Source organism: Arthrobacter sp. StoSoilB5, assembly GCF_019977235.1.
In the GTDB taxonomy this organism is placed as follows: domain Bacteria; phylum Actinomycetota; class Actinomycetes; order Actinomycetales; family Micrococcaceae; genus Arthrobacter.
In genome coordinates, this window is sequence record NZ_AP024646.1 from 592,180 (window position 1) to 617,577 (window position 25,398).

Genomic DNA, 25,398 nt, shown 5'->3' on the forward strand with positions numbered 1-25,398 from the left:
GCCGCAAGAGTCGACATTACGAGTCACTGGAGGGTTACGAAATGAACGTTCAGCACCAGTCCCTTGGTCGCCGCGGATTCCTCCGCGGGGCACTCGCAGCTGCGGTGCTTGTCCCTATGGGCGGAACCATTGCGTCCTGTGCAGCAGGTGGCGGCGGTACCACTACCGGCCCCACGGGCACCGTCTCCGACACCAACCCCTTTGGCATGGCGGACAAGTCCACCGTCGACGCCGTGATCTTCAAGGGCGGCTACGGCATCGACTACGTCGATTTCGCCGGCAAGGCTTTCGAAAAGGCCCACTCGGGCTCCACCGCCAAGATTGCCCCGTCCACGGATATCGCGCAGGAGCTGCAACCGCGCTTCGTCGGTGGCAACCCGCCGGACTTGATCGACAACTCCGGTGCCAAGGCTATTGGCTTCAGCACCATCCTTGCCCAGCTCGAGGACCTCACCAGCGTGGTAGAGGCCAAGAACCTCGAGGGCAAGGTCATTAAGGACACCCTGTACACGGGCGTGCTCGCTCCCGGGACCTTCGAGGGCAAGCTGGCCGCGCTGAACTATGTGCTCACCGTCTACGCCATGTGGTACTCAGACTCCCTGCTCAAGGAAAACGGCTGGACCGTTCCGAAGACCTGGGACGAAATGTACGCACTGGGCGAGCAGGCCAAGGCCAAGGGTAAGTACTTGTTCCTCTGGGGCAAGGAAGCTGCCACGTATTACCAGGAAATGGCTATCGCTTCCGCTATCAAGGAAGGTGGCGACGACGTCCGGCTGGCCTTGGAGAACCTCAAGGCAGACTGCTGGTCGCACCCGGCGATCCAGTCCGTCTTCACCGCCTTGGACAAGATCATCAAGGCGGGCTACTTCAAGCCCGGTGGTTCCGGAACGCAGTTCACGGCAGCCCAGGCCCAGTGGAGCAACGCCCAGGAGGCAGTCTTCTACCCGTCCGGTTCGTGGATCGAAAACGAGATGAAGGACCAGACCAAGGCGGACTTCAAGATGACGGGCGCGCCGGTGCCTTCAGTGAGTGCGAGCCCCAAAAAGCCGTACGCCTCGCTGCACAGTGCAGCCGGCGAGCCATATGTGGTTCCCTCCCAAGGCAAGAACGTGGCCGGCGGCAAGGAACTGCTCCGCGTCATGCTCTCCAAGGAAGCTGCTACCAACTTCGCCAAGACCAAACTCGCTCCCACCATCGTCAAGGACACCGTCCCGGCCGATGGCTTCGGCTCCACCGCGTTGGTCTCGCAGACCAAGCTGCTGGGTGATGCCGGTGAGAACATCTACACCTGGAACTTCATTGACCTTTACGGCACCAATAAGGACCAACTCGTCGTCTGGAATACCTTCCTCGATGGCAAGTCGGACGTTGCGACGCTTACCTCGGCCCTCCAGAACATCACCGACAAGGTCCGCAACGACAGCTCGGTCAAGAAGATTGAAGTGAAGTGACCGTAGTGAAAACCAAGCAGAGCCGGAACGACGACGGCCTGGCCGCCGTCGTTCCGGCCATGGCCCCACCGGTTGTGGTGAGGCGCCGGCGCAAGCCGTTGACGTGGGATAAAGTCAGCTTCTTCGCGGTGTTCCTTGGCCTGCCGCTGGCGATCTATCTCTTGTTCGTGATCTGGCCTTTTATTCAGGCTTTCGGTTATTCCTTGACGGACTGGTCGGGTTTTTCGCCCACGCAGAACTTCATCGGTTTTGAGAACTACGCCAGGATCTTCACTGACGACATCTTCATGAAGGCCATGGGGAACAACATCCTCCTGGTCATCGTGCTGCCCATCGTCACCATCATCCTGAGCCTGGTCCTCGCCACCCTGGTGACCGTCGGCGGAAGCAGCAAAGGCCAGATCAAGGGCCTGCGGAACTCCAGCTTCTACCGCGTGGTCTCGTTCTTCCCGTACACGATTCCCGCAATCGCCATTGGCATCATGTGGGGCCAGATCTATGATCCGTCCGGGGGCCTGCTCAACGGGATCCTGACCAGCATGGGCCTTGACCAGTTCAAGGACTTCGCGTGGCTTGGCGACAAGAATACGGCCATGATCGCCACGATGTTCGTGATTGTGTGGGGCTTCGTTGGCTTCTACATGGTGCTGTTCGTGGCCGGTATCAAGGGCATTCCTGCCGAACTGTTCGAGGCCGCCAGGATCGATGGCGCAGGCAGGCTTCGTACCGCCGTGTCCATCACCATCCCGCTGATCCGGGATAACATCCAGACCGCCTACATCTATATGGGTATCCTGGCGCTCGATGCGTTCGTTTACATGGCGGCCCTCAACTCCGGTGGTGGTCCGGACAATTCGACGCTCGTGATGGCACAGCAGTTGTTCTTCACGGCCTTCAGCAAGGGCCAATTCGGCTTGGCCAGCGCCATGGGCGTTGTCCTGGCTGTTGCCACCCTGATCTTCTCCGGCCTGGTGTTCGTGATTAATCGGCTCACTGGTGGCGACAAGGACGTGAGCATCTAATGACAACAAAAGTTTCAACCCCGGAAATGAAGTCGCTGCACTTCCAGCCCCGCAAACCTGCCACGACGCCCGGGGACAAATTGGTGGGCGCTGTTTCACACACCGCTCTGACCATTTGGTCCCTCATTGTGATCCTGCCGCTTCTGTGGACGTTCATGTCATCCTTCAAGACGTCCAGCGAGATCTTTGCCTCTCCGTTCGCCTTGCCCTCGCAATGGCGGTTCGACAACTATGTGAAGGCCTGGAGTGAGGCTGGAATCGGGAGCTACTTCCTGAACTCGGTAGTTGTTGTGGGTTCGGCATTGGTGATCGTCATGGTGCTCGGCGCAATGTGTGCCTACGTCCTGGCGAGGTACACGTTCCCTGGCAGCCGGGCCATCTACTACCTCATGCTTGCTGGCCTTACCTTCCCGATTTTCCTCGCCATGGTCCCGCTGTTCTTTGTGCTGAAGAACATTGGACTGCTCAACACCCTGCCGGGCCTGATCATTGTGTACGTGGGGTTCGCCCTGCCGTTCACAGTGTTCTTCCTGTTCTCCTTCTTCAAGTCGCTGCCGCACGAAATCACTGAAGCCGCAGCACTCGACGGCGCAGGGGAGTGGCGGACATTCTTCCAAGTCATGTTGCCGATGGCCAAGCCGGGCCTCGCCTCGGTTGCCATCTTCAACTTCCTTGGACTGTGGAACCAGTTCCTGATCCCTGTTTCCATCAACGCTGCCGGGCCGCGCGTTCTCTCGCAGGGCCTCGCGGCCTTCGCTGGCCAGATGGGGTACGCAGTGGACTTCGGCGCACTCTTCGCTGCAGTCACTGTCACGGTGGTTCCGGTGCTGATTGTGTACGTCATCTTCCAGCGTCAGCTGCAGGGTTCAGTGTCGCAGGGCACCTCGAAGTAGCAGCGCCTGTACGGTGCTGACCTTCTTTGAAGGCGGAACGCCCCCGACGCGCCGCAATTAGCGGCGTGTCGGGGGCGTTCGTGCCTCAAAGAAGGTCAGGAAGCGACGGCTCCTAAAAACCTAACTCAGAACATCCAGGGGATCTCCGCGTGGCCGAAGTCCGAGAACGAGCCGAAGCGGCCCGCCTTGAACGCGAGCACCTCGCCGTCCCGGTCCCGGCACGTCGTGACCTGGCCGAAGAAGACCTGGTGATCTCCGACGTCGTACTGCTGCACAACCGTGCAGTCCGCCTGGGCGAGGGCTCCCTTGATGACAGGAAGCCCGTTCTCGGTGATGTCGAATTCGCCGTCGCCGAAACGGTCGCCGCCTCGCACCGCAAAGCGTCGCGCCATCGACTCCTGCTTGGCCCCAAGGATCGAGACGGCGAACTTGCCGCTCTCCATCAATGCCTCACCGGTCCGGGTGCCGAAGTTCAGCGAGATCATGAGGATGGGCGGTTCCAAGCTGATGGAGGTCAACGAGCTGATGGTCATCCCGTACAGCTCATCCTCGTGCTTGGTGGTGACCACGGCAACGCCGGTGAGGAAGCGGCCCATGGCGCGGCGCATTCCCATGGCATCGGGAACAGTGAAGAGCGGTGCGAGGCTCATGTCAGTTGCTCCGCTCGGCTTGTACCGGATCGGTGTAGTACCGGACCTCGAACATCTTGGCGCCGTTTTCGGAAACCCACGGCCCGTGTTCCATGCCAGGCGGACGGGTGGCCCAGTCGCCTGCCTTGAAGGTCTTGCCGAGGCGCTGGTCCACGAACGAGCCCTCGAAGATGAAGACCTCTTCCCAGAAATCGTGCGTTAGGACGCCGTTGGGCGAGGTGTCCGTTCCGGGCTCGAACTTGAGGACGCGAGTGACGCTGTCATTGTCTGAGTCCCGGGCAAGGATGGCCTCGGACAGGCCCTCGATGTGGGGGTTGCAGGGTGCGAAGTCCACCGAGGAGGTGGGGGTGAACTCGAATTCGGGCTTTCCCATGATCAGATCCCCTCCGATTCAGTGGTGCCGTTGATGCTGTAGGAACCCAGGTACTTGTCGAGCTCTGCCACCAGGGCGTCGTAGCCGTAGTTCCTGTAGGTGTAGGCGCCGCGGACTACGAATGGAGCGCCGGCGTAGAACATTTCGTACTGCTGGTGGCGGCCGGCGAATTCGGAGCCGATGATGTCCCAGGCCAACTTGAACAGCTTCACGCGCTCTTCGCTGGTAACACCGGGGGACTGCACGTAGCGTTCCATGTCCGGGCGGGTCACACTGCTGGTCATGTCGGCGATGCTGGACGGCAGTTGCAGCACGCCACCACCAACGAGGTCGCGAAGGATCGAAATCACGCGCGGGTACGTCTCGGATTGAAGACCCATGGCTCCGTAAAGGGCGCTCTTTCCGGGAACCATCATGCCGGCGTCGTCCTTGGTTGCCGTGTATTCGGCGGCGAGAACTGCCGATTCGACGGACTGGACGATGGCGGCGAGTTCGCCGAGCTTTTCCTGCACGCCGGGGATCTTGTCCGTGCCGTTCACCTGGGTGACCTTGCGGGCGACAGAAGCAATGAACTTCAGCTTGGTGGAGAACCGGATCTGGGCCTGCCAGTTTCCCAACGCGTGGGCACCGGTATCGAAGAACTGGCGGCGGAGGGTATCGATGTTCCGGTTGATGAAGACGCGGTCCCAGGGGATGAGCACGTCATCGAACACCACCAGGGCATCCGGCTCGTCGTAGTGGCTGGTCAGCGGGTAGTCGAAGTCGCTGGTTGCGGCGGGCGCGAACGGACGGCGGCAGTACAGCTTCAATCCGTCGGTGGCCACCGGGATGGCGAAGCTCACGGCAAAATCGACGTCGTCCGGTCCGAGTGGCTTGATGCAGGTGACGAAGACTTCGTCGGCAATCGCCGCGCCCGTGGCGAGCATCTGCGATCCGCGGACAATGATGCCCTCCTCGGTTTCACGCACGACGCCGACCTGCAGGTACTCGCCTTCCCAACCTGATGCTGTGGTTGCCCGGGAGACCTGCGGCGGAATGATCGCGTAGGAAAGGTACAGGTTTTCGGACAGGATCTTCTTGTAGTACCGCCCCATGTTGCCGGCGAAGTCACGTTCTTCATTTTTGAAGACATCGGCGTGGGAGCCGAAAGCGGCGAAGAACGTACCCACGTGGTCGGGGCTGCGGCCAACCCAGCCGTGGGTGTGCTTGGCCCACTTTTCAATGGCCTGGCGCCGGAGGACGAGTTCTTCCTGCGTGCGGGGAGCGGCGAACGTGCGGTTGGCGGGTCCGTCGATTTCTTCGGAGTGGAACTGCATGCCGTTGCTGGGATCGGCTGCGATGTCGAACAGCTCAGCCATGGTCTGGGCGACCTTCGCGAACGCCGGGTGTTCCAGGACGTTGCCCACTACCTCGCCATCGAGGATCACCGACCGGCCATCGTTCAGGGACTTCAGGTATTGCTTTCCGGTTCTCATCGAAGTGAGCCTTTCTTGATTTTGTAGTTGTGTTCGATTCTCGTCCCATCGGGGAACGAGAGCTCTACTTTCCAGGAAGTTCCGTCGACAAATTTTCCGTCCAGCAGCGGCAGGGTGCCGCCCAGGCACATGAAGTCGGCGTCGCCGACGTCGGTGCGTGCCAGGAGCTTTTCGACGACGTCGGCAGGCTTGCGCAGGCCGGCCAGCGACCCTTCCTGGTACAGGTTTCCGTCCACCCACGAGCGTGCGGTGCACTGGTCAAGGTCCAGGTCTTCGAGCGACTCGACTTCGATGACCTCGGTTGCGACTGGCTTGGGGCATGCCCTTTTGGAATCGCCGATGTCCTGGGCTTCGATGTCCCTGTCCGTGTGGTCGGACCCGATGCCGAGGTAATACTTGCCGTCGTGGCGGATGTAGAGAGGTTCTATCTCTCCGGAGGTCAGGTTAGTGCTGGTGTCGTGTTCGCCTGATGTATCGAACAGGTCCGAGTCCATCCGGTAGAACATGGGCACTTCCGGCGGTGGAGCTACGCCGATGGCTGCCAGCTCATCGATGTGGTGCTGTACGGCCTTCGGATCGCGGCCCGTGTAGCCGGCCACTACTGCGTGGAAGTCCGAGACCGTGATTGTCTTGTCCGTGCCCACCACCCTGAAGGTGAGTGGGACTTGCCTTGTGGTTTCCATACCGTCTCCTTGAATGATGTCTGAATCGTCTTGTGGGTCAAACGGCAAGAGCGTCGTACGCCGCGAGCCGATCGCCAATGACGGGAAATTCGGTGCGTACTGCTTTGACCTGATCGGGATCGATGTCCACCATGAGCACCGATTCCCCGGCCCCGGCCTCGGCGAGGACATTCCCTGCGGGATCGACCACCCGGCTGTGTCCTCCGAGCTCCACACCTTCCTGGCTGCCGGCGGCGTTGCAGGCAATCACGAAGATCTGGTGCTCCAGTGCCCGGGCCGTTGTGAGCAGCCGCCAGTGTTCGCGACGCGCTGCCGGCCAGGCTGCCGGGACGATGACGATTTCCGCGCCCCGGGTGCTCAGCTCCATCCACAGACCTGGGAACCGAAGGTCATAGCAGGTGATCCCGGCCGTTGCTCCGAACGGCAACTCCACCACCGGCAGTGAGGATCCCGCCGTGAGGAGGCTGGCTTCCTTGGACTTGTAACCAAAGACGTGGATCTTCCGGTACGTATGGAGGACTTGACCGTCCGGTCCCAGCAGGATGGACGTGTTGCTGAGTTGGCCGTCCGCGCCTGCTTCAATGACGCTTCCGACGTGGAGGTACACACCCAGATCCGCCGCCACGCGTGAGCACATGGACACCGTGGGACCGCTGAGGGTTTCGGCAAGGGCCTGGTACTCGTCGAAGTGGAAGTATCCGGCGCTCCACAACTCCGGCAAGACGATCAACTCGGCACCGTTGATGCCGCGAAGAATCGCTTCCACGCGATCGATCCGTTCCTCGCGGGTTTCCGAATCCGGGCTGGCCACCTGGACGAGTGCGACTTTCATTTCTGCTCCTCGTCCAGGTCGCTGAGCCGCAGGCCCTTGGTTTCCTTGGCGAACATGACCGAGACCATGGAGATCAGGCCCATCGCGGCGAGGTAGATGCCGATCGCGTATCCGGTGCCGAAGGCGCTGTAGAGTGCCAGGGCGATGATGGGGGACAGTGAGCCAGCGATCAGTGAGGCGAGGTTGTAGGCCACGGAGGTGCCGCTGTACCGGACATCCGTGGGGAAGAGTTCGGAGAAGAACGCGCCTATCACGGAGCTGTAGGCGGCGAAGATCAACAAGCCTCCGACCGCGGCTGCAATAATGCCCCACACCTGGCCCGTGTTCAGCAGGGCGAAGAACGCGAACGCCCAGATCACGGTGGCAATCGAAGCACCGATCATGATGGGCTTCCGGCCGATTTTGTCCGCGTAAAGGGCAAGGATGGGAATGGCGACGACGGCGACACCTTGACCGATCATGACGGCGGTGAGGCCGGTCTGCCGCTGCAAGCCCATGATTTGGGTGACGTAAGTGATGATGAACAGCGAGTAGATGTAGAAGCCTGCGTTCTCGCCCATGCGGCTTCCGGTGGCGATGAGCAGTTGGCGCCAGTTGCGGCGGAACAAAATGGCCAGGGGCAGTTTCCGTTCCTTGGTTGCTTCGGCCTCGCGCTTCAGCTGTGCTTCCTTGAACAGCGGGGTCTCCTGGACATAGAGACGCAGGACGAGGCCAATGATCACCAGCAGGGCGGAGAGCCCGAAGGCGACGCGCCAGCCCCAGGCAACGAACTCACTCTCGGGCATGGTGGCAGCGAGGATTGCAAGAACGCCGGCAGCCATGAGGTTGCCCAAGGGCGGGCCCATATTGGGCCAGGATGCCCAGAATGCCCGCCGTGCACTGTCATTGCTGTGTTCGGAGACGAGGAGAACGGCCCCGCCCCATTCGCCGCCCAGTGCGAATCCCTGGATCAGACGCAGCAACAAAAGCAGCAACGGTGCTGCGATGCCGATGGTCGCATAAGAAGGGATGAACGCAATAAGCGTGGTGGCGACGCCCATGAGCATGAGGCTGGCTACCAGGGTGGCGCGACGGCCGTGCTTATCGCCCAAGTGCCCCAGGACGATGGCGCCCAGCGGACGTGCAAGGAAGCCGGCGGCAAATGTTCCGAGCGCCAGCATGGTGCCCACGAGCGGGTCACTGGTAGGGAAAAAGAGCTTGTTGAAAACCAGTGCGGCGGCGGTGCCGTAGAGAAAGAAGTCGTACCATTCGACGGCCGTGCCGGCCAGGCTCGAAGCGGCGACCACCGGCAGGCTGGAGTGCTTCTGCTGCCTCAGTTCTGCTTTCTTCAAATCGGTCATTGTGGGGATCCTTTTGCGGTTGGGAGGGGCCGGGCCGTGAAGCGAGGCCTATCCCAGGAAATTGAGGGGTTCCAAATGCGTGAGCGGAGTCACTGAATAACACTGTAGACTAGTTGTATACAACCCGTCTACATGTGATGAAGAAGTTTTTTCACGAGTGTCCGGGTTGGTCCTGAATGCAACTCGTATACTGGGCTTCGCGAGAAAGGCTCTCCATGATCCAGATGACTCCCACTGCTCAATCACAGCCCGAAGTGGCCTACCAGTGGATGAAAAGCTATATCGCTGCCCTGCCGCGGGACGAGGAGGCCTTCCTCAACGAGGCGGTCCTCGCCAAATCCACCGGTACCTCGCGCACCCCGGTCCGCGAGGCCCTGCTGCGCCTCGAGGCCGAGGGCTTCGTCAAGCGGATTCCACACAAAGGCGCCTACGTTCCGCCGATCTCGGACCCTGATGTCCGCGCGATCCTGCAGTCACGGTCCGTAGTAGAAAAGTGGGCCGTCTCAGCCTTGGACAGCATGCTGGATGGGCAGATCGACGCGTTCCAACGCATCATCGACCAGCAGCACGAGGCGAAGGACGACCCCGCCAGGTTCATCGAGTTGGACACCGAATTCCATACGGTCATGGTCCGCGCAGGAGGAAATCCAATCCTTGCTGATTTCTACGCCTCGCTTCGGCAGCGGCAACTCAGGATTGGCGTCCGGGCAGTGACCCAGGGGACGGACCGTGCGGGCGATGTGCTCCGCGAGCATCAGCTGATTGTCGATGCCCTGCGCAGCCGGAGCCTGGACGCGGCACACCAAGCCATCGATGCCCATCTGGATTCAACCCGGCTGGCCGTCATCGGTTACTAGCCACGCAATTAGTCTTCGCTGTGCAGTTCGCGTTGCCTTGCGCTCAGCAGCTCAAGCTCGGGGCGGGCAGCCACGAACCGTTCAACGGCGTCGAGCACTTCCTTGAGGTGCGCGCGGTCGGGTGCCACCAGCGCCGCACCCAGCAAACTCCGGCGATGCTGGTCCTGCAGGCCAGTCTCGGCAGCGGACACTTCGAAGCGGCGTTTGATTTCGGCAAGGAGGGGCCGCACCAGCGAACGCTTCTCCTTCAGGCTATGGACATCGCCCAGGAGCACATCGAATTCAATCCAACCGATCCACATGGTCCATTATGAGCCGTCGCCGCCCTGCAATCCTGAGCCAATCTTGAGGAAACGCCGCACCGGGATTGATCCAGCGCGATCAAACTGGAAACACAGCAGGGCCGGAAGCAGCTAAGGGGGCGGGCGGCATGAGCAGTAACCATACCTGGCGCGCGCTCGCGGGCGTGACCGCGGTCGCTCTTTCCCTGATGGCGGCGCCTGCCGCAGCACTTGCCGCATTCTCTGCTACCGAGAATGCCAATCCTCAGTACTCGGCCATGCGTCTCCTGGCACCGACCAGCGCGGACGTGGTCATGACGTGCTCGGCGAATGGTGCCAAGGTTGTTGTGGACGTGAATTCCTTCGCGGAGGTCCCCGGCGCGAACTATCACGAGGTCAAGCTCTACAACCCCTCCGGGAGCTTGGAGTTCACGGGCGACCTTGGCAAGAATGCCGGAAAGTCCTATAGGTCAGGAATTCAGCCTGTGGGCACCTGGACCTACGAAATCCGCGGGTATTACAAGGTTCCCGGCACCACCAACACATGGAAAGGCTCCGCTTTGACAGGAACCCTGACATGTTAGAGATTGGCGTGGGACCAAGTGGCAGGAGCGAACAATGGTGCTCGACTCGTTTTCGGTAAGGGTTGCCCTCGGAGTGGTCACGTTGACCCTCTTAGTGCTGTTCTTCTCCTCATACCGCCGCACGCGGTCACCATACGCAGGCTGGTGGAGCCTGGCCTTGCTGCAGTTCATGCTCGGAAACACGGCGTTCCTCCTGAACGGCACACCGGCCCAGCACTGGGCAAACCCGTTCGGCAACGTCCTGGTGGTGGCCGGAGCGTTCAGCGTCTGGGCCGGCGCCCGTACCCTGAGGGACCTCAAGGCAGCTCCATGGCAGCTCGCCGTGGCTCCTGTCATCACGGCAGTCGCCTCCGTACTGGAGAGCCCCGGCTCCAATGTCTGGTCCGGAGGTTTCGTTTATCTGGCCATGATGACTTTTGGTATCGCACTGGCTGCCCGCGACTTGTGGTTCATCAAGGCAGTGCATTCACAAGTTCACAAAGCCCTCTCCCTGGCTGCCGGACTCTTGGCCATCTACTACCTGGGCCGTTGGGTGGTCTATGCATTGGAAGGCCCTGGCAGCGAAGCATTCCGTACTTATTTTGGTCCGGCGCCCTCGGGCCTGGTGTCCCTGGTGCTGCTCGTCACGGTCTCCTTCAGCATGACCACGCTGAGCAGCGACCAACTGATCAAGGGCCTGAGGGAGCGGGCCACGAAGGACCACCTGACAGGTCTGCTCAACCGCGGAGCCTTTCTGGACCTGGCATCCACCGAACTCAAACGACTTCACGCCAACGAGTCCGGTGCTGCAATAGTCCTGGCTGACCTGGACCACTTCAAGCTGGTCAACGATGCACACGGCCACCGGGCAGGGGACGTGGCCCTAAAGGCTTTCGCCGAGGCCTGCATGTCATCGGTCAGGTCAACGGACCTCATCGGCCGGTACGGCGGGGAAGAGTTCATTCTTTTCCTCCCGGGCGCCACGCAGGAAAGGGCCGAAAGCATCGCCACCGAGATAAGCCGCCGCATGGCTTCCACGGAGGTTCCGGAAGGCGTGTCCTTCCCCACCGTCAGTTATGGAGTCACATCGAGCACCACCACCGCCTCAGACCTCACTTTGATGATCGAAGTGGCGGACGCAGCCCTGTACAGCGCCAAAGCACAGGGAAGAAACCGGATTGTAGGAGCCGACCGCCTCCAGGCGGCCACGATCGCTGACGAGGCACAATCATGAGCATTAATGAACTGACCACCAAGATCCAGATCCAGCACACCCAGGAGCTGAGCGCCTTCCGGCAAGACATCACCAGTGCTCCGTACCAGGCTGGAACACCAGCAGCCTTGAACGTGGCACGGCGTTCTGTTCGGATGCAGCCGGTCCAGTCCGTAGGGGACGACAGCGCAAACCTGACCATTGTGGCCGACGTCGAGGGCCTGGCTTGGTTCACTGCCGATAGGGGACTCCTGGGCAGTTGCATTACGGTCTCCATCGCAGGCCATCGTCGAAACACCGGAACGCGCGTACCCCTGCCGCTGGCTGAATGCGATGCGTGGATCGAAGCCATCCTGGGTGGCTCCTGGATTACGCACGTGTACCGGGCGGGGACTCCCATTGAGGGGGACGGCAGGCTCGATGTCGCCTCTTACCGGCTCTTCCTCGACGAACGCCGCAACCCCGTCGCCAAACCGAAAGCCGTAGCCGACTGTACCCTGCGGCTCATGGAAGCCTCGTGAACGCAACCCAGCCAAGCCGGTCCTTTCCCCCGGACATTGACGCCCGGATCGGGAAGCTGGAACGGCACATCAGGGCGTTGATGGAGGAGCTCCACGATGCGCGCCACGAACAGCGCCGGGAAGTCTTCACGGATACGCTGACCGGGCTCGGCAACCGCGTGGCTTTGGTGGATGCGTTCATCGAAGCACAAGAAGCCGCAGCTGACGGCGCCGCGCCAGCCGCTTTGCTCCTGCTAACCCTGGACGGATTCAAGGGACTCAAGAAGTCCGCCGGCTATGCTTCGGCGGACCAGATTCTGGTCACGGTCGCGATGCGGATCCGCTCGGCGGTAAGGGAGAACGACGTCGTCACCCGCCTGGGCGGCGACGAATTCGCCGTGCTGTTGCCCGCCACGCCCCAAAACCGGGCCGCCGCCGTCGGGAACCGCATCCTTGCGGCGCTGGAACCCAATATCGACCTCGGCAACAGCAGCGTCCGCTGTGGTGCCAGTATGGGACTGCGGATCGCCGAGCCACACCACAGTGTGGAGGACCTCCTCCAAGAGGCGGATATGGCGATGGAGGAGTCCAAGAGCGAGGGGCGCAACAAGCTCAAGGTGTTCGATCCCTCCACCCTCCACGCCCGGCAACTTCAGCGCCAGATCGTGGGGGAGCTCCGCGAAGCAATCCGCACGGACCAGCTGATCCTCTTCTACCAGCCGATCGTTGAGTTGGCCACCGGACGGATTGAGGGCAGCGAGGCTTTGGTCCGCTGGAACCACCCCGTGCGTGGGCTCATCATGCCGGACCACTTCATCCCCGTGGCAGAGGCCACCGGATTGATCGCGGAGTTGGGCCGCTGGGTCCTCCGGGCGGCCGTGGAGCAACTGCGTCAGTGGCGGGACAACCCGGACACGGCACAACACCGTTTTACGATGCGAATCAACGTCTCCGCTGCCGACCTTCAAAGCCTTGAGTTCGTGGATGATGTGCGGGAAGCGCTGGGCAAAGCGGGGCTTCCTCCGGAATCATTGGTTTTGGAGCTCACGGAGAGCGCCATCATCCAAAACGACGAACTGGACCGTTACACCTTGGCGAGCCTACACCGCTTGGGTGTTGGGCTGGAGATCGACGACTTCGGCACCGGCTACTCGTCCATGGGATATCTCCGAAAACTTCCGGTGGACCGCGTGAAAGTGGACCGGCAGTTCGTCCAAGGGCTCGGTCAGGATTCGACGCAACTTGGCTTCCTCGCTGCGATCCTACAGGTTATCCGCTCGTGCGGCCTTGAGGGCATCTGGGAGGGAGTCGAAACGGCGGAACAGGCCGAAGCGCTGCGAAGCATCGGTTGCTCGAGTGGACAGGGCTATTACTTCGGCCGGCCCTTGCCCGGACCGGAATTCACGGCCCAGCTGTCCCGGCAACAGACCTGGCCCGCTTAAACAGCAACGCAGGGTCACGTAAGTGACCCTGCGTTGCTTAAGTGGGGAGGCTTAGCCGAAGTACTTCGGCAGGGTTGCCTCGTGTGCTTCACGGAGAGCGTCCAAGGTCAGCTCGTCCACGCCGTTGATCTCCAGCTTTCCACCGGCAGCGTCAACGACGCCGATCCGGAGGTGGGCGAAGCCGCGGGCGGTGCACATGTCCTTGAAGCGGACTTCCTCCGAACGCGGCACGGACACGATTGCACGGGCCTGTGACTCGGAGAAGAGGGCCGTGAACAGGTCCACGCCGTCGCGCTCCATGAGTTCCTCAAGGGCGATCCGGGCGCCGACGCCGTAGCGCAGCGAGGACTCAACCAGTGCGGCCGCGAGGCCACCCTCGGAGAGGTCGTGTGCTGCGTCCACCATGCCATCGCGGGAAGCGTTGATCAGGATCTCGCCCAGGGCACGCTCGGCTGCGAGGTCAACCTTCGGCGGCAGGCCACCGAGGTGTCCGCGGAGGTTGGACCATTCCGAACCGTCCAGCTCTGCTGCGGTGGTGCCGAGCAGGTAGATGGCCTGGCCGTCCTCGCGCCAGCCCGACGGCGTGCGGCGGGCGACGTCGTCGAGCTTGCCCAGGACTGCCACCACGGGGGAGGGGTGGATCGGCGTGGTGCCGGTCTGGTTGTACAGGGAGACGTTGCCGCCGGTGACCGGGATGCCGAGCTCCATGCAGGCATCGGAGAGGCCGCGGATGGCCTCGGCGAGCTGCCACATGACGTCCGGGTCCTCGGGGGAACCGAAGTTCAGGCAGTCGCTGACGGCCATCGGAACAGCGCCGGAGGTGGCGACGTTGCGGTAAGCCTCAGCCAGAGCCAGCTGTGCACCCTGGTACGGCTCAAGGTAGGTGTAGCGGCCGTTGGCGTCGGTGGCCAGGGCAACGCCCAAGCCGGTTTCCTCGTCAACGCGGACCACGCCGGCGTCGTCCGGGAAGGCCATGGCAGTGTTGCCCCCAACGTAGCGGTCGTACTGGTTGGTGATCCAGGACTTGCTGCACATGTTGGGCGAGGCCACCAGCTCGGTGACGGCTGCAGCCAACTCCGAGGGAGCGGACGGACGGCCGGCATCCTCAACGGAACCCGTGAAGGAGTTCGCCTGGACCGAGTCCTGCCACTCAGGGCGCGCGAACGGACGGTCGTAGACCGGGCCGTCGTGCGCAACGGTGCGGGGATCGACGTCGACGATTACTTCGCCTTCCCAGGTGATGATGAGGCGACCGGTGTCGGTGACCTCACCCAACCAGGAGTACTCCACGGCCCACTTGTCCATGACAGCTTCGAACGCTTCGATGTTCTCCGGGGTGACCACGGCCATCATGCGTTCCTGCGACTCGGACATGAGGATCTCGCCCGGGGTTAGCGTGGGATCGCGCAGCAGGACGGAAGTCAGCTCAACCTGCATGCCGCCGTCGCCGTTGGAAGCGAGCTCGGACGTGGCACAGGAAATACCTGCGGCACCGAGGTCCTGGATGCCTTCAACCAGCGAACCCTTGAAAAGCTCAAGGCAGCACTCGATGAGGACCTTCTCAGCGAAGGGGTCGCCCACCTGGACGGCCGGACGCTTGGAAGGCTTGGTGTCGTCGAAGGACTCCGAGGCGAGCACCGAAGCACCACCAATGCCGTCGCCACCGGTGCGTGCACCGAACAGGACAACCTTGTTGCCCTTGCCGGAAGCGTTGGCCAGGCGGATGTCCTCGTGGCGCATGACGCCCACGGCCAGGGCGTTCACCAGCGGGTTGCCCTGGTAGACGGAGTCGAACACCATCTCGCCACCGATGTTCGGCAGGCCAAGGCAGTTGCCGTAGCCACCGATGCCGGCAACAGCACCGTGCATGACGCGGGCGGTATCCGGGTGGTCGATCGCGCCGAAGCGCAGCGGGTCCATCACGGCCACGGGGCGGGCGCCCATGGAGATGATGTCGCGGACGATGCCGCCGATGCCGGTAGCGGCACCCTGGTACGGCTCAACGAACGACGGCGAGTTGTGGGACTCGATCTTGAACGTCACGGCCCAGCCGTCGCCCAGGTTGGTTACACCGGCGTTCTCGCCGATGCCCACCAGCATGTCCTTCTTCATTTCCTCGGTGACCTTCTCGCCGAACTGGCGGAGGTGGTTCTTGGAGGACTTGTAGGAGCAGTGCTCGCTCCACATGACCGAGTACATGGCCAGTTCGGCGCCGGTGGGGCGGCGGCCAAGGACCTTGACGATTTCGTCGAATTCGTTCTGCTTCAAGCCGAGCTCGGCCCACGGGAGTTCCGTGTCCGGGGTCTTGGCAGCGTGCTCAACGGTATCGATGTTGAACTTCTTGGTGGTTTCCGTGGTCACTTGTCGCCTCCCACAATCTTGTTCAATACGGAGGTGAAGAAACCGAGGCCGTCGGTGTCGGAGCCGCCGATCCCATCCAGCGACTCGGGGCCGAATCCGACCTCAACCGCGTGTTCGGGGTGCGGCATGAGGCCAACCACGTTGCCGGCGGCGTTGGAGATGCCTGCGATGTCGCGGCGGGAGCCGTTCGGGTTGAAGCCCACGTAGCGGAACACCACGCGGCCTTCAGCCTCAAGGGCATCCAGCGTTTTCTCGTCCGCGATGTACTGGCCGTCCTGGTTCTTCAGCGGCACAGTGATTTCCTGGCCGTCCTGGTAGTCCAGGGTCCATGCAGTGTTGGAGTTCTCCACGCGCAGGACCTGGTCCCGGCAGATGAACTTCAGGTGGTCGTTCTTGATCATGGAACCGGGCAGCAAGTGCGATTCGGTCAGGATCTGGAAGCCGTTGCAGATACCCAAAACCGGGAGCTTTGCGTCAGAGTTGGCGGCGTCGATGATCTTGGACATCAGCGGCGCGAAACGCGAAATGGCACCTGCGCGCAAGTAGTCACCGTAGGAGAACCCGCCGGGGATGATCACGGCGTCAACGTCGCCAAGGTGGTCGTCAGCGTGCCACAGGGAAACCGCCGTGCCACCTGCAAGGCGTACTGCACGGGCGGCGTCGCGGTCGTCAAGGGTACCGGGGAAGGTGACGACGCCGATCTTGGCGCCGGCGAGGCCACGAGCACCATAAGCGTCAGCGGCGACGGCCACGGCCTCGCCAATCAGGGGAAGCGAAGTCATATCAGGCCTCGACGACCTCGACGTTGACGACATCCTCGATCACCGGGTTGGACAGGAGGGTCTCAGCGGCCTCACGGGCCTGGGCCAGGATAGCGTCGGTCACCTCGCCGTCAACCGTCAGTTCGAAACGCTTGCCCTGGCGGACTGCGCTGAAGCTGTTGAAGCCGAGGCGGGGCAGTGCACCCACGATGGCTTTCCCCTGGGGGTCCAGAATCTCGGGCTTGGGCATGACGTCAACGACGATCCGGGGCATCCGGTAACTCCTGTGCGTGAGTTGGGTGAACCTTAAATAAGGCTGCCGCGGAGGTTGCCGTCTCACGCCGTTCAACTGAGTTCATACAGCGTGGGGGCGCTCCGCGAGCTTGCACACCTATCTTACCGGGACGGGCGCGCATACCCTATTCAGGCGGAATCCGCGAGGACCCCCCGCCGATCCCCGCCAAATTGGGGCCAATGAATGTCCGACGGCGGCTCTCGCCGGGCGTGGCGCCCGTCACTAGGATTGACGCATGGCGGAGAAACCAAGGTCGATGGTGCTGGGCGTTGTTGCGGCAGCTGTTTTTGCGGGTCTGGGACGAATGGTCATCCAGAAAATCAAGGCCGACAGGGCGGCGAGGGAGCATCACGTGACAGCCCCTTTGGATAAGGAAACGCGAGCCAGGATCAGCGAGGCCCTCCGCGTTCCAAACAAGGCTGAAAACAAATAGCGGCACAAATAGTGGCGGTATTAGCGCATGTACAAATGCGCTATTCCAGCGGGTTAAATCCGGCAAAGGCGGCGTAGTTTGGGGACTACACGTGGGGCCAGGCCCCCGTTGGATCCGGATCCAACCAGGAGGAACAATGACCGAACACATTGCCGAAGTATCCGCCTGTAGCGTTGGCAGCTGCGGCTTCAACCATGACGGATGCACTGCTTTTGGAATCACCATTGGTGGAAGCCAGGACCACGCTTCCTGCGCCACGTTCATCGACACCAACGCCATGGGTGGCCTTCCCAAGGTCCTTGCCCACGTGGGTGCTTGCCAACGGTCCGAATGCATTCACAACAACAACCTCATGTGCGAGGCCCACGACGTCAAGGTTGGTCCCGGCCGCGAGGCTGCAGACTGCCTGACCTACGAGCACGCCTGACTTTTACTCTCGCGAAAGTGGGTCCGTCTTCCCGGGCGGGCCCACTTTTTCGTGTCCGATGAAGGCACTACCCGGCAACCTGGTTGGTCAAGGCGCGGCCCTCTTGAAGCGCCGAGAGGTTTGCCAGCACCAGTTGGCTTGAGCCCTTTGGGCGGTTGCCTGCCACATGAGGCGTGATGATCAAGTTCGGGGCGCTCCAGAGCTTGGAATCCGAAGGCAGCGGCTCCACCTGTGTCACGTCCAGTGCAGCCGCCCGGAGGCGACCTTCCTGCAGGGCCGCGACGAGGGCATCCTCATCGACGGTGGCCCCGCGGCCCACGTTCACGAAAATTGCGGACTCTGGCAGCGCACGCAGGAGCTCGTCATTCAGGGCGTTGTAGGTGTCAGGGGTGGCGGGAAGGATGGATACCAGGACGTCCGTGGTTCGCAGGACGTCGGGAAGTTCCTCTGCCGCAGCGACAGGGAAGCCGTAGCGCTCACCCCGTGAACCCGCAACGCCAGTGACGTTTGCGCCCAGGGCGGCAAGCAGGGGAGCGAGTCGTCCTGCGATGGAGCCGAATCCCCAAATGGTGACGTTCGCGCCGTCGAGCGTGTACAGCTGCTCCGTGTCCGGACTGGACTGCGCTGCGTTGTAGGCGCGGTCCCACGTCGCGGACTTCTGGGCATCCAGCAGCTGATCGAGCCGACGCACCGCTGCGAGGATGAGGGCAAGGGCATGCTCCGCCACGGGGCCGTCGTGAAGTGAACGACCCGAAGTGATGGCCACATTGCCGGCAAATCCTGCTGCCAGCACGGAATCCGGCCCCGCAGCGAGGGTCTGGACGAGTTTGAGCCGGGCCAAGCGCTGGGCTGCGTCGGCCAGGTTCGCCGAGGTGTTCTGCCAAACAACCAGGACTTCGGCGTCGAGGTGCTCGTCCGGAATGGGCTGGTCGACTTGGTAGACGTGCACGCGGTGGGCGGAGCCAGGAAGGTCCAGGGTCACGGTATTGGGGACGAGGATTTTCACTGCAGCTCCATCGCTAGAAGGTAATGCCGGTACGTTCACGAGGTTAGCCCGACATGGGGCCACGAGGCTTCTCCAGCTTCATCCCTAGCAATGTGACAGGCAGCACTCTATGGTTGTAGGACGTTCGACGTAGCACGTAACACAAGGCATTCGAAAGGACACAAAATTGCTTGCACGCATCGCAGCCACTGGAGCCCTTAGCCTGGCCCTCCTGGCCAGCCTCGGTCTTCCGGCCACGGCAGCCCCGATTCCTCCAAACAACCCCACGGCCGCCCCTGGAAGTTTCGCCGAAGCAAATATCGCCGCTGATCGCACGTCCGCCAACTTCTTCTACCGGATCCCGGCACTGGCATACCTGGGCAATAACGTTGTCCTGGCTGCATGGGATGGCCGGCCCGGCTCGGCCGCCGATGCTCCCAACCCGAACTCAATCGTGCAACGCCGCAGCACGGATGGCGGCCAGACCTGGGGCCCTGTGCAGGTCATTGCCGCCGGACACGTCGCCGACGCCAGCGGGCCCAAGTACGGCTACAGCGACCCCTCATACATCTATGACGCCGAGGCGGGCAAAGTCTTTGCCTTCTTCGTGTACTCCAAGGACCAAGGCTTCGGCGGCAGCCAGTTCGGCAACGACGACGCAGACCGGACCGTGATCTCCTCGGCCGTCATCGAGTCCTCCGATGGCGGCGTTACGTGGAGTCAGCCACGGCTCATCACCAACGTCACCAAGCCCGGGACCAGCAAGACCAACCCCGTGGCTGGCGATGTCCGCTCCAACTTCGCCTCTTCCGGCGAAGGCATCCAGCTTAAGTACGGTCCGCACAAGGGCAGGCTCATCCAGCAGTACGCCGGTGATGTCCGCCAGGCCGATGGCACCAACAAGATCCAGGCCTACAGCGTCTACTCAGACGATCATGGCGTGACCTGGCACAAGGGTGCCAACGTCGGCGACCGCATGGATGAGAACAAGACCGTTGAACTCTCCGATGGCAGGGTCCTGCTGAACTCCCGCGACAACGCAAACCAGGGCTACCGTAAGGTAGCGATCTCCACGGACGGTGGTGCCACTTACGGTCCGGTCACCCAGGACACCGAGCTGCCGGATCCCGCTAACAACGGTGCCATTGCCCGGATGTTCCCGAATGCGGAGCAGGGTTCCGCGGACGCCAGGAAGCTGATCTTCACCAACGCAAACTCCAAGACCGGCCGCGAGAACGTCTCCGCCCGGGTATCGTGCGACGACGGCGCCACCTGGCCGGGCGTCCGAACCATTCGTTCCGGCTTCTCGGCCTACTCCACGGTGACCCGCATGGAGGACGGCAAGTTCGGTGTCCTTTACGAGGGCAACTACACGGACAACATGCCCTTCGCGAAGTTTGACGACGCCTGGCTGAACTACGTCTGCGCACCGCTTTCCGTCCCTGCCGTTACCACCGCTCCCGGTGCAACCCAGCAAGTCGCCGTGACGGTGACCAACCAGGAGGCCACCACGATCTCCGGCGCCAACGCCACCGTCTACACGCCGAGCGGCTGGTCGGCCACCTCGGTGCCGGTTCCCGACGTCGCGCGTGGTGCCTCGGTAACCGTCAACGTTTCGCTGACCGCTCCCGCGAACGCCAGTGGTCCGCAGAACCTTAACGCAGCATTCGCGACGGCGGATGGCCGGGTTTCGCAGTTCACGTTCACGGCGACGGTCCCGGTAGCCCCGCAAGTGGGGCTCACCATCACAGGCTCTGCCCCTGCTCGTGACGTTGTGGCCAGCCCGTATCAGGCTGGGGAGGCCCTTAGTTACTCCTTCAACGTCAAGAGCACGTCCAACGTCACTGCCAACGCCGTTCCAGTATCCGGGACCTTCGACTCCGGTTTCCTACCGCCGACTGCACCTAACTGCCGGTTCAACAACCTGGCCGCCGGCGCCAGCTACAACTGCACTACCGCGAAGCATGTGCTGACTGCCGCGGACATCGAGCGCGGCTACTTCGTGCCCGAGGCGAGCTTCAGCATCACAGCCAGCTCGACGCCGTCGCTCACCAAAACGGTTCCGTTCACCGGCGCTGCCGTGGCCCTGCGCGACGGCCTGGTGGCGGCCGACATCAGCGGGGCACGTGCCGACGTCGGGCGTGATCTCGCGGCCCAGCCCTACGCGGCAGGCGACCTTTTCCCGTACACATTCACGGTGAAGAACACGAGTCCGCTCGTGGAGAAGGTAGTGCCCACTGCCGGCAACTTCAGCCCCTTGGTCCCTGAGGGGCCGGGCAACTGCCGCTACCTCACCCTGCCGGCCGGCCAGAGCTACCAGTGCGCCACACCGCGCCATGCCGTGACTGCCGGGGAAGCCGAGCAGGGTTTCTTCGTTCCAAGCACCAGCTGGGAAGTCAGCTCGGCGGGCCAGAGCACGAGGAACTACGGGATCGACGGCGGCGAGGTGGACTTGAAAGTCCGGGAACCGAAGCTTGAAGGAACGGTCTCCGCGGTCTGGGAAGACGCCGACGGTGACCGCTTCGCCAGCGCAGGCGATCCTGTTACGTACACCTACACCGTGGGCAACGCCGGCAATGTGGCGCTGACGGGGCTTGAGGCGACAGGCTCTGGAATCACTGAAACTGCCCTGGCTATTGGCGGCACGGCGACCGCCACGCGGGTCCATGTGCTCACTGCAGAGGACGTCGTGGCCGGAAGCCTCGCCGCCGTCAGTTTCGATGCGACGGCGCACAACGGCACCAAAGAAGTGGCGGCCACTGCCGAAGGCGAGGCGTTGGCCCTTAGAGTCCAGCCCGCAAAACCGGATACCGAGCCCGCTCTGACTGTCCAGGACTTCGATGGCCAAACGCCGTCGTTTGATCTGGGCACGGGGGAGAAGTATCGCAATGGCCAGAAAGTGACTTTGAAGGGCTTGGAATACGGGCAGTGGTACTACGTTTATCTGAACAAGGACAGTTACCGTCTGGGATGGATCTTTCCCACCACGGATAACACCGTGGAATTCATTCTTCCATCGGACGTAAAGAATGGCCGGGACGATGTTGTGGTCCTGGATAAGGACGGCGCGCAGGTCTCGTTTGATCGCCTGCAGGTGACGCCAAAGGGCTAGCACAACGCTTGGGCAAAACAGCGGACCGCAGAAAGTTTCCTGCGGTCCGCTGTTTGCCGTCATATGACCTAAATTTGATGCGGCGACAAGACAAATTTCATGAAGTGTGCTGTATGTCATATTTTGCTCTCAGTCTGTACTCTGTGACTCGACTGGTTGCGCATTTTTGACAAGACCTGTCACGAACGCAGCGATTCAAATGTTGACAGGCCTTGGCGATGGAGCCCGGGCCTCACTCAGTGAAAGGTGCTATCACTCGTGAAATCACAAGGAAAGAGCTTCGTCAGAAGCGGGGGGCTTCGAAAGGCAGCGGCTCTCGCCGTGGGCTTGCCGTTGCTGCTCTCTTCCGTGGCGTTGCCGGCCCAGGCAGCTCCCTCGCCGGAGACCGTGTCCGGGAATCTGGCAGGCGTGGCCAAGAAGAACCTTGACCCCAGCGCCTACAAGGATGGCCGCTACATGGTTGTCCTGGCAGAAAAGCCTGCGGCAATTTACGACGGCGGTACCCCTGGTCTTGCGCCCACCAAGCCGGAAGAGGGCAAGAAGCTCGATTCCGGCAGCGTCGAGGTGAAGGAATACCAAGAACACTTGCAACAGGCGCAGCAAGAAGTTGCGCAGCAGGAAAACGTCACCATTGAGCGCGACTTCACCACCGCCGTCAACGGCTTCAGCGCCAACCTGACGGCAGACCAGGCCATCAATCTGGCCAAAGACCCGAAGGTCCTCATGGTAGCGCCGGACACGCAGTACGCACCGGACTACTCCACCACTGATTTCCTGAAACTCAGCGGCCCCAATGGCACTTGGGCCACACAATACGGAGGCCAGGAGAACGCCGGCAAGGGCACCGTTGTTGGCGTTATCGACACCGGCTACACCCCCTCTAATCCGTTTTTTGCAGGCGAACCGGTCGGTCCCCTGGTCGGCAGCCCCCAGGTTGGCGTCCCTTATAAGACCGCTGACGGCAAAATCGCCATGCTGAAGGCAGATGGCGACACCTTCATCGGCGAGTGCCAGCCCGGTACGGACACAGGCGGCGACTACGACGGCAGCGCCTGCAACTCCAAGGTGCTCAGCACCCACTACTTCGCGGACGCCTTCCTGCAAACTGTTGCGCCGGAAAACCGCGCCCCCGAGGAAGTCATCTCGCCCGTTGATGTGGATAGCCACGGCACCCACACCGCAAGCACCGCGGCCGGCAACGGCAATGTGGACGCCGTAGTGGACGGCCGCAGCTTCGGTATCACCAGCGGCATCGCTCCGGCCGCCAAGCTCTCCATCTACAAGGTCTGCTGGGAAGACACAGATCCCACAACGGGTGGCTGCTACGGCTCGGCTTCGGTAGACGCCATTGAGCAGGCCATCCTGGACGGCGTGGATGTCCTGAATTACTCCATTTCCGGTTCCAGCACATCCACCACCGATCCCGTATCGCTGGCGTTCCTGTCTGCTGCGTCGGCCGGGATTTTCGTGGCAACCTCTGCCGGAAACTCCGGGCCAACGGCCAGCACCGTGAACCACGGAGCACCTTGGTTGACTACAGTGGCCGCCACCTCTTTCTCGCAGGAACTTCAGGGCACCGTTGAATTCTCCGATGGCAGCAAGTTCCGCGGAGCGAGCATCATGAACCACGAGGTGAGCGGGGCCGGCGTCGTGCTTTCCACCAACGCTGCAAGCGGTGAAGGTGACGCGGCTCTGTGTGCTCCCGGGTCCCTTGATCCCGCCAAGATCGTGGGCAAGGTTGTGGTGTGCAACCGTGGCGTGGTTGACCGCACGGCCAAGAGCGCGGAGGTCCTTCGAGGCGGTGGCGTGGGAATGATCCTGGTCAACCTGACGGAATCGTCGCTGGACACGGACAAGCACGCTGTTCCCACCGTCCACGTGAACCCTCCGGCCACGCAGGCCATCAAGGACAAGGTCGCGGCCAACCCGGCCATCACCGTGTCCCTGCTGAACCACGACACCACGGGCCTGCCCCTGGAGGCGCAGCCGCAGATCGCCGGATTCTCGTCCCGCGGTCCGTTGCTGGCAACGGATTCAGACCTTCTGAAGCCCGACGTGTCAGCACCCGGCGTCGCAATCCTCGCAGGCGTTTCACCCATCGGAACCGGTGGCGACAACTTTGGCTTCCTGTCCGGAACGTCCATGGCGTCACCGCACGTGGCCGGGTTCGGGGCACTGATCCTGGGCAAGAACCCGCTGTGGTCCCCGGCAACGGTGAAGTCCGCCATGATGACCACCGCTGGCCCGGTCAAGCTGGCCAACGGCGCCATCAACAAGGACGTCTTCGCTACCGGAGCAGGGCAGGTGGACCCGGCAAAGGTCCTCAGCCCGGGCCTGGTGTACGACGCCACCACCGAGGACTATCTGAAATTCGTTCAGGGCACGGGGATGGACCTCGGCATTGAGGGACTGGGCACCACGCAGCCGCGGGACATGAACGTCCCCTCGTTTGCACTGGGTAACCTGGCCGGCAAGATCGAGGTCACCCGGACGGTTACAGCGTTGACGCCGGGCCTTTACCGAGCCTCGGTCAACGTTCCCGGCGTCAACGTCAAGGTCACGCCGTCCGTGCTGAACTTTGGCGTTGTGGGCGAAAAGAAGACCTTCAAGGTGCAGTTCGAAAACAACAACGCTGCCCTGGGTAAGTTCGCCATGGGTTCGCTGAGTTGGCAGGGAGCCAACAAGACCGTCACCTCCCCGATTGCTGTCCGTCCGCAGTCCGTGATCGCGGATAAGGCCATGGCGTTCGCGGGAACGGGTCCCAACGGCTCAGCGGCCATCAACATCGTCTCCGGTACCAACGCACCTGTGGGAGTCACGGTAGATGGCCTGTCCAAGGCGGATTCCTCTGCCGTGGAACTGGTCCCCGGTCCCTTTGCCGGCGAGACCAACGCCTCGAACTTCGTCAAGAAGGTCACGGTGGGTGAGAACAGCGCGTTGGCCAAGTTCTCGGTCATTTCCTCCGACGAAGCGGCGGACTTCGACATGTTGGTCCTTACTCCGGCGGGGCAGCAGCTCCCGTCCGCGACGGCCTCGGCCAGCGAATCCGTGACGGTGCCCAACCCGGCACCGGGCGACTACTACGTTTTCGCCAACCTCTATGCCAGCCCCAACAACCAGCCCACCAAGGCAACAGTTGATGCGGCGGTCCTGGGTGCCAACGAGGGCAACGCCACGGTGACGCCCAACCCGATCAGCCTCGCCAACGGCAAGACCGGGACCATCTCGCTGAACTGGACCAACCTGACGCCAGGCTCGTACATCGGGCGTCTGACGTTCGACGGCACCAGCCAGCCCAGCTTCGTCACGGTAGTGGTGAGCCAAAGCGGTGCCGCCATTGTTCCGGATAACGAGAACCCGACGAAGGAAAAGCAGGACAAGAAGGTCCGCGCAGACGAGCCGACGCAAAGCAACAACGCGAGCTAGCTTGTTGAAATGAGAGCAGTGGC

The 25,398-nt window shown here is 62.2% G+C and carries 23 protein-coding genes; 12 read left to right on the forward strand and 11 right to left on the reverse strand.

Annotated features, from left to right (window positions below; genetic code table 11):
* Nucleotides 1–41 precede the first annotated feature (41 nt).
* Genes ngcE through LDN75_RS02890 form a run of 3 tightly spaced genes read left to right on the forward strand, consistent with a single transcriptional unit; the run spans nucleotide 42 to nucleotide 3,366 of the window.
* On the forward strand, nucleotides 42–1,451 hold the full coding sequence (gene ngcE, locus LDN75_RS02880) for an N-acetylglucosamine/diacetylchitobiose ABC transporter substrate-binding protein (RefSeq protein ID WP_223935691.1): 1,410 nt from the start codon (nucleotides 42–44) through the stop codon (nucleotides 1,449–1,451).
* Nucleotides 1,448–2,473, forward strand: a complete 1,026-nt coding sequence (locus LDN75_RS02885; protein ID WP_223935692.1) for a sugar ABC transporter permease — start codon at nucleotides 1,448–1,450, stop codon at nucleotides 2,471–2,473. The genes ngcE and LDN75_RS02885 overlap by 4 nt, the downstream gene beginning before the upstream one ends.
* Nucleotides 2,473–3,366, forward strand: a complete 894-nt coding sequence (locus LDN75_RS02890) for a carbohydrate ABC transporter permease (protein WP_216922004.1) — start codon at nucleotides 2,473–2,475, stop codon at nucleotides 3,364–3,366. The genes LDN75_RS02885 and LDN75_RS02890 overlap by 1 nt, the downstream gene beginning before the upstream one ends.
* 125 nt (nucleotides 3,367–3,491) lie before the next feature.
* On the opposite strand, the gene LDN75_RS02895 is transcribed toward LDN75_RS02890, so the two are convergent.
* From LDN75_RS02895 to LDN75_RS02920, 6 genes are read right to left on the reverse strand one after another with little or no spacing between them, the layout of a single operon-like run.
* A complete protein-coding gene (locus tag LDN75_RS02895; RefSeq protein WP_223935693.1) occupies nucleotides 3,492–4,016 on the reverse strand; it encodes a flavin reductase family protein in 525 nt (174 codons plus the stop codon).
* Between the two features lies 1 nt (nucleotide 4,017).
* The gene (locus LDN75_RS02900; protein ID WP_223935694.1) at nucleotides 4,018–4,389 is read right to left on the reverse strand and encodes a cupin domain-containing protein; all 372 of its coding nucleotides are present in this window, start codon (nucleotides 4,387–4,389) and stop codon (nucleotides 4,018–4,020) included.
* Between the two features lie 2 nt (nucleotides 4,390–4,391).
* A complete protein-coding gene (locus tag LDN75_RS02905; protein WP_223935695.1) occupies nucleotides 4,392–5,864 on the reverse strand; it encodes a 4-hydroxyphenylacetate 3-hydroxylase N-terminal domain-containing protein in 1,473 nt (490 codons plus the stop codon).
* Nucleotides 5,861–6,547: a DUF2848 family protein gene (locus LDN75_RS02910; RefSeq protein WP_223935696.1), complete on the reverse strand. Its 687-nt coding sequence runs from the start codon at nucleotides 6,545–6,547 to the stop codon at nucleotides 5,861–5,863. Before LDN75_RS02910 ends, LDN75_RS02905 begins: the two co-directional genes overlap by 4 nt.
* 37 nt (nucleotides 6,548–6,584) lie before the next feature.
* Nucleotides 6,585–7,379, reverse strand: a complete 795-nt coding sequence (locus LDN75_RS02915; RefSeq protein WP_223935697.1) for a carbon-nitrogen family hydrolase — start codon at nucleotides 7,377–7,379, stop codon at nucleotides 6,585–6,587.
* A complete protein-coding gene (locus tag LDN75_RS02920; RefSeq protein WP_223935698.1) occupies nucleotides 7,376–8,719 on the reverse strand; it encodes an MFS transporter in 1,344 nt (447 codons plus the stop codon). Before LDN75_RS02920 ends, LDN75_RS02915 begins: the two co-directional genes overlap by 4 nt.
* A gap of 215 nt (nucleotides 8,720–8,934) precedes the next feature.
* On the opposite strand from LDN75_RS02920, the gene LDN75_RS02925 reads away from it, so the two are divergent.
* Complete coding sequence (locus LDN75_RS02925) at nucleotides 8,935–9,576, forward strand: GntR family transcriptional regulator (protein ID WP_223935699.1); 642 nt, start codon at nucleotides 8,935–8,937, stop codon at nucleotides 9,574–9,576.
* Nucleotides 9,577–9,584: 8 nt separating this feature from the next.
* Here LDN75_RS02925 and LDN75_RS02930 read toward each other — a convergent pair whose 3' ends face one another.
* Nucleotides 9,585–9,878, reverse strand: a complete 294-nt coding sequence (locus LDN75_RS02930; RefSeq protein WP_223935700.1) for a DUF503 domain-containing protein — start codon at nucleotides 9,876–9,878, stop codon at nucleotides 9,585–9,587.
* A 128-nt stretch (nucleotides 9,879–10,006) separates the two neighbouring features.
* Here LDN75_RS02930 and LDN75_RS02935 point away from each other — a divergent pair, with 128 nt between their 5' ends.
* Genes LDN75_RS02935 through LDN75_RS02950 form a run of 4 tightly spaced genes read left to right on the forward strand, consistent with a single transcriptional unit; the run spans nucleotide 10,007 to nucleotide 13,575 of the window.
* A complete protein-coding gene (locus tag LDN75_RS02935) occupies nucleotides 10,007–10,441 on the forward strand; it encodes a hypothetical protein (protein ID WP_223935701.1) in 435 nt (144 codons plus the stop codon).
* Nucleotides 10,442–10,475: 34 nt separating this feature from the next.
* Entirely contained in the window at nucleotides 10,476–11,654 is a 1,179-nt protein-coding gene (locus LDN75_RS02940) for a GGDEF domain-containing protein (protein ID WP_223935702.1), read from the forward strand.
* Nucleotides 11,651–12,154: a hypothetical protein gene (locus LDN75_RS02945; protein WP_223935703.1), complete on the forward strand. Its 504-nt coding sequence runs from the start codon at nucleotides 11,651–11,653 to the stop codon at nucleotides 12,152–12,154. Before LDN75_RS02940 ends, LDN75_RS02945 begins: the two co-directional genes overlap by 4 nt.
* Nucleotides 12,151–13,575 (forward strand): bifunctional diguanylate cyclase/phosphodiesterase, encoded by a 1,425-nt coding sequence (locus tag LDN75_RS02950; RefSeq protein ID WP_223935704.1) that lies wholly within the window; start codon nucleotides 12,151–12,153, stop codon nucleotides 13,573–13,575. The genes LDN75_RS02945 and LDN75_RS02950 overlap by 4 nt, the downstream gene beginning before the upstream one ends.
* 51 nt (nucleotides 13,576–13,626) lie before the next feature.
* Here LDN75_RS02950 and purL read toward each other — a convergent pair whose 3' ends face one another.
* The 3 genes from purL to purS are packed head-to-tail and all read right to left on the reverse strand — an operon-like array spanning nucleotide 13,627 to nucleotide 16,971.
* Nucleotides 13,627–15,936 carry a phosphoribosylformylglycinamidine synthase subunit PurL gene (purL, locus tag LDN75_RS02955; RefSeq protein WP_223935705.1) on the reverse strand — a complete coding sequence of 770 codons (2,310 nt, stop codon included), beginning with the start codon at nucleotides 15,934–15,936 and terminating at the stop codon, nucleotides 13,627–13,629.
* Complete coding sequence (gene purQ / locus LDN75_RS02960) at nucleotides 15,933–16,718, reverse strand: phosphoribosylformylglycinamidine synthase subunit PurQ (protein ID WP_223935706.1); 786 nt, start codon at nucleotides 16,716–16,718, stop codon at nucleotides 15,933–15,935. Before purQ ends, purL begins: the two co-directional genes overlap by 4 nt.
* A gap of 1 nt (nucleotide 16,719) precedes the next feature.
* The gene (purS, locus tag LDN75_RS02965; RefSeq protein WP_011773385.1) at nucleotides 16,720–16,971 is read right to left on the reverse strand and encodes a phosphoribosylformylglycinamidine synthase subunit PurS; all 252 of its coding nucleotides are present in this window, start codon (nucleotides 16,969–16,971) and stop codon (nucleotides 16,720–16,722) included.
* A 256-nt stretch (nucleotides 16,972–17,227) separates the two neighbouring features.
* Between purS and LDN75_RS02970 the strand changes: the two genes are divergently transcribed.
* Both LDN75_RS02970 and LDN75_RS02975 read left to right on the forward strand, forming a co-directional pair.
* Nucleotides 17,228–17,425: a hypothetical protein gene (locus LDN75_RS02970; protein ID WP_223935707.1), complete on the forward strand. Its 198-nt coding sequence runs from the start codon at nucleotides 17,228–17,230 to the stop codon at nucleotides 17,423–17,425.
* Nucleotides 17,426–17,561: 136 nt separating this feature from the next.
* Complete coding sequence (locus tag LDN75_RS02975) at nucleotides 17,562–17,852, forward strand: DUF1540 domain-containing protein (protein ID WP_223935708.1); 291 nt, start codon at nucleotides 17,562–17,564, stop codon at nucleotides 17,850–17,852.
* A gap of 67 nt (nucleotides 17,853–17,919) precedes the next feature.
* On the opposite strand, the gene LDN75_RS02980 is transcribed toward LDN75_RS02975, so the two are convergent.
* Nucleotides 17,920–18,858, reverse strand: coding sequence for an NAD(P)-dependent oxidoreductase (locus tag LDN75_RS02980; RefSeq protein ID WP_223935709.1), 939 nt, complete (start codon nucleotides 18,856–18,858; stop codon nucleotides 17,920–17,922).
* 166 nt (nucleotides 18,859–19,024) lie between these two features.
* Here LDN75_RS02980 and LDN75_RS02985 point away from each other — a divergent pair, with 166 nt between their 5' ends.
* Both LDN75_RS02985 and LDN75_RS02990 read left to right on the forward strand, forming a co-directional pair.
* Complete coding sequence (locus tag LDN75_RS02985; protein ID WP_223935710.1) at nucleotides 19,025–21,949, forward strand: exo-alpha-sialidase; 2,925 nt, start codon at nucleotides 19,025–19,027, stop codon at nucleotides 21,947–21,949.
* A gap of 258 nt (nucleotides 21,950–22,207) precedes the next feature.
* Nucleotides 22,208–25,375 (forward strand): S8 family serine peptidase, encoded by a 3,168-nt coding sequence (locus LDN75_RS02990; protein WP_223935711.1) that lies wholly within the window; start codon nucleotides 22,208–22,210, stop codon nucleotides 25,373–25,375.
* The last annotated feature ends 23 nt before the right edge of the window (nucleotides 25,376–25,398 follow it).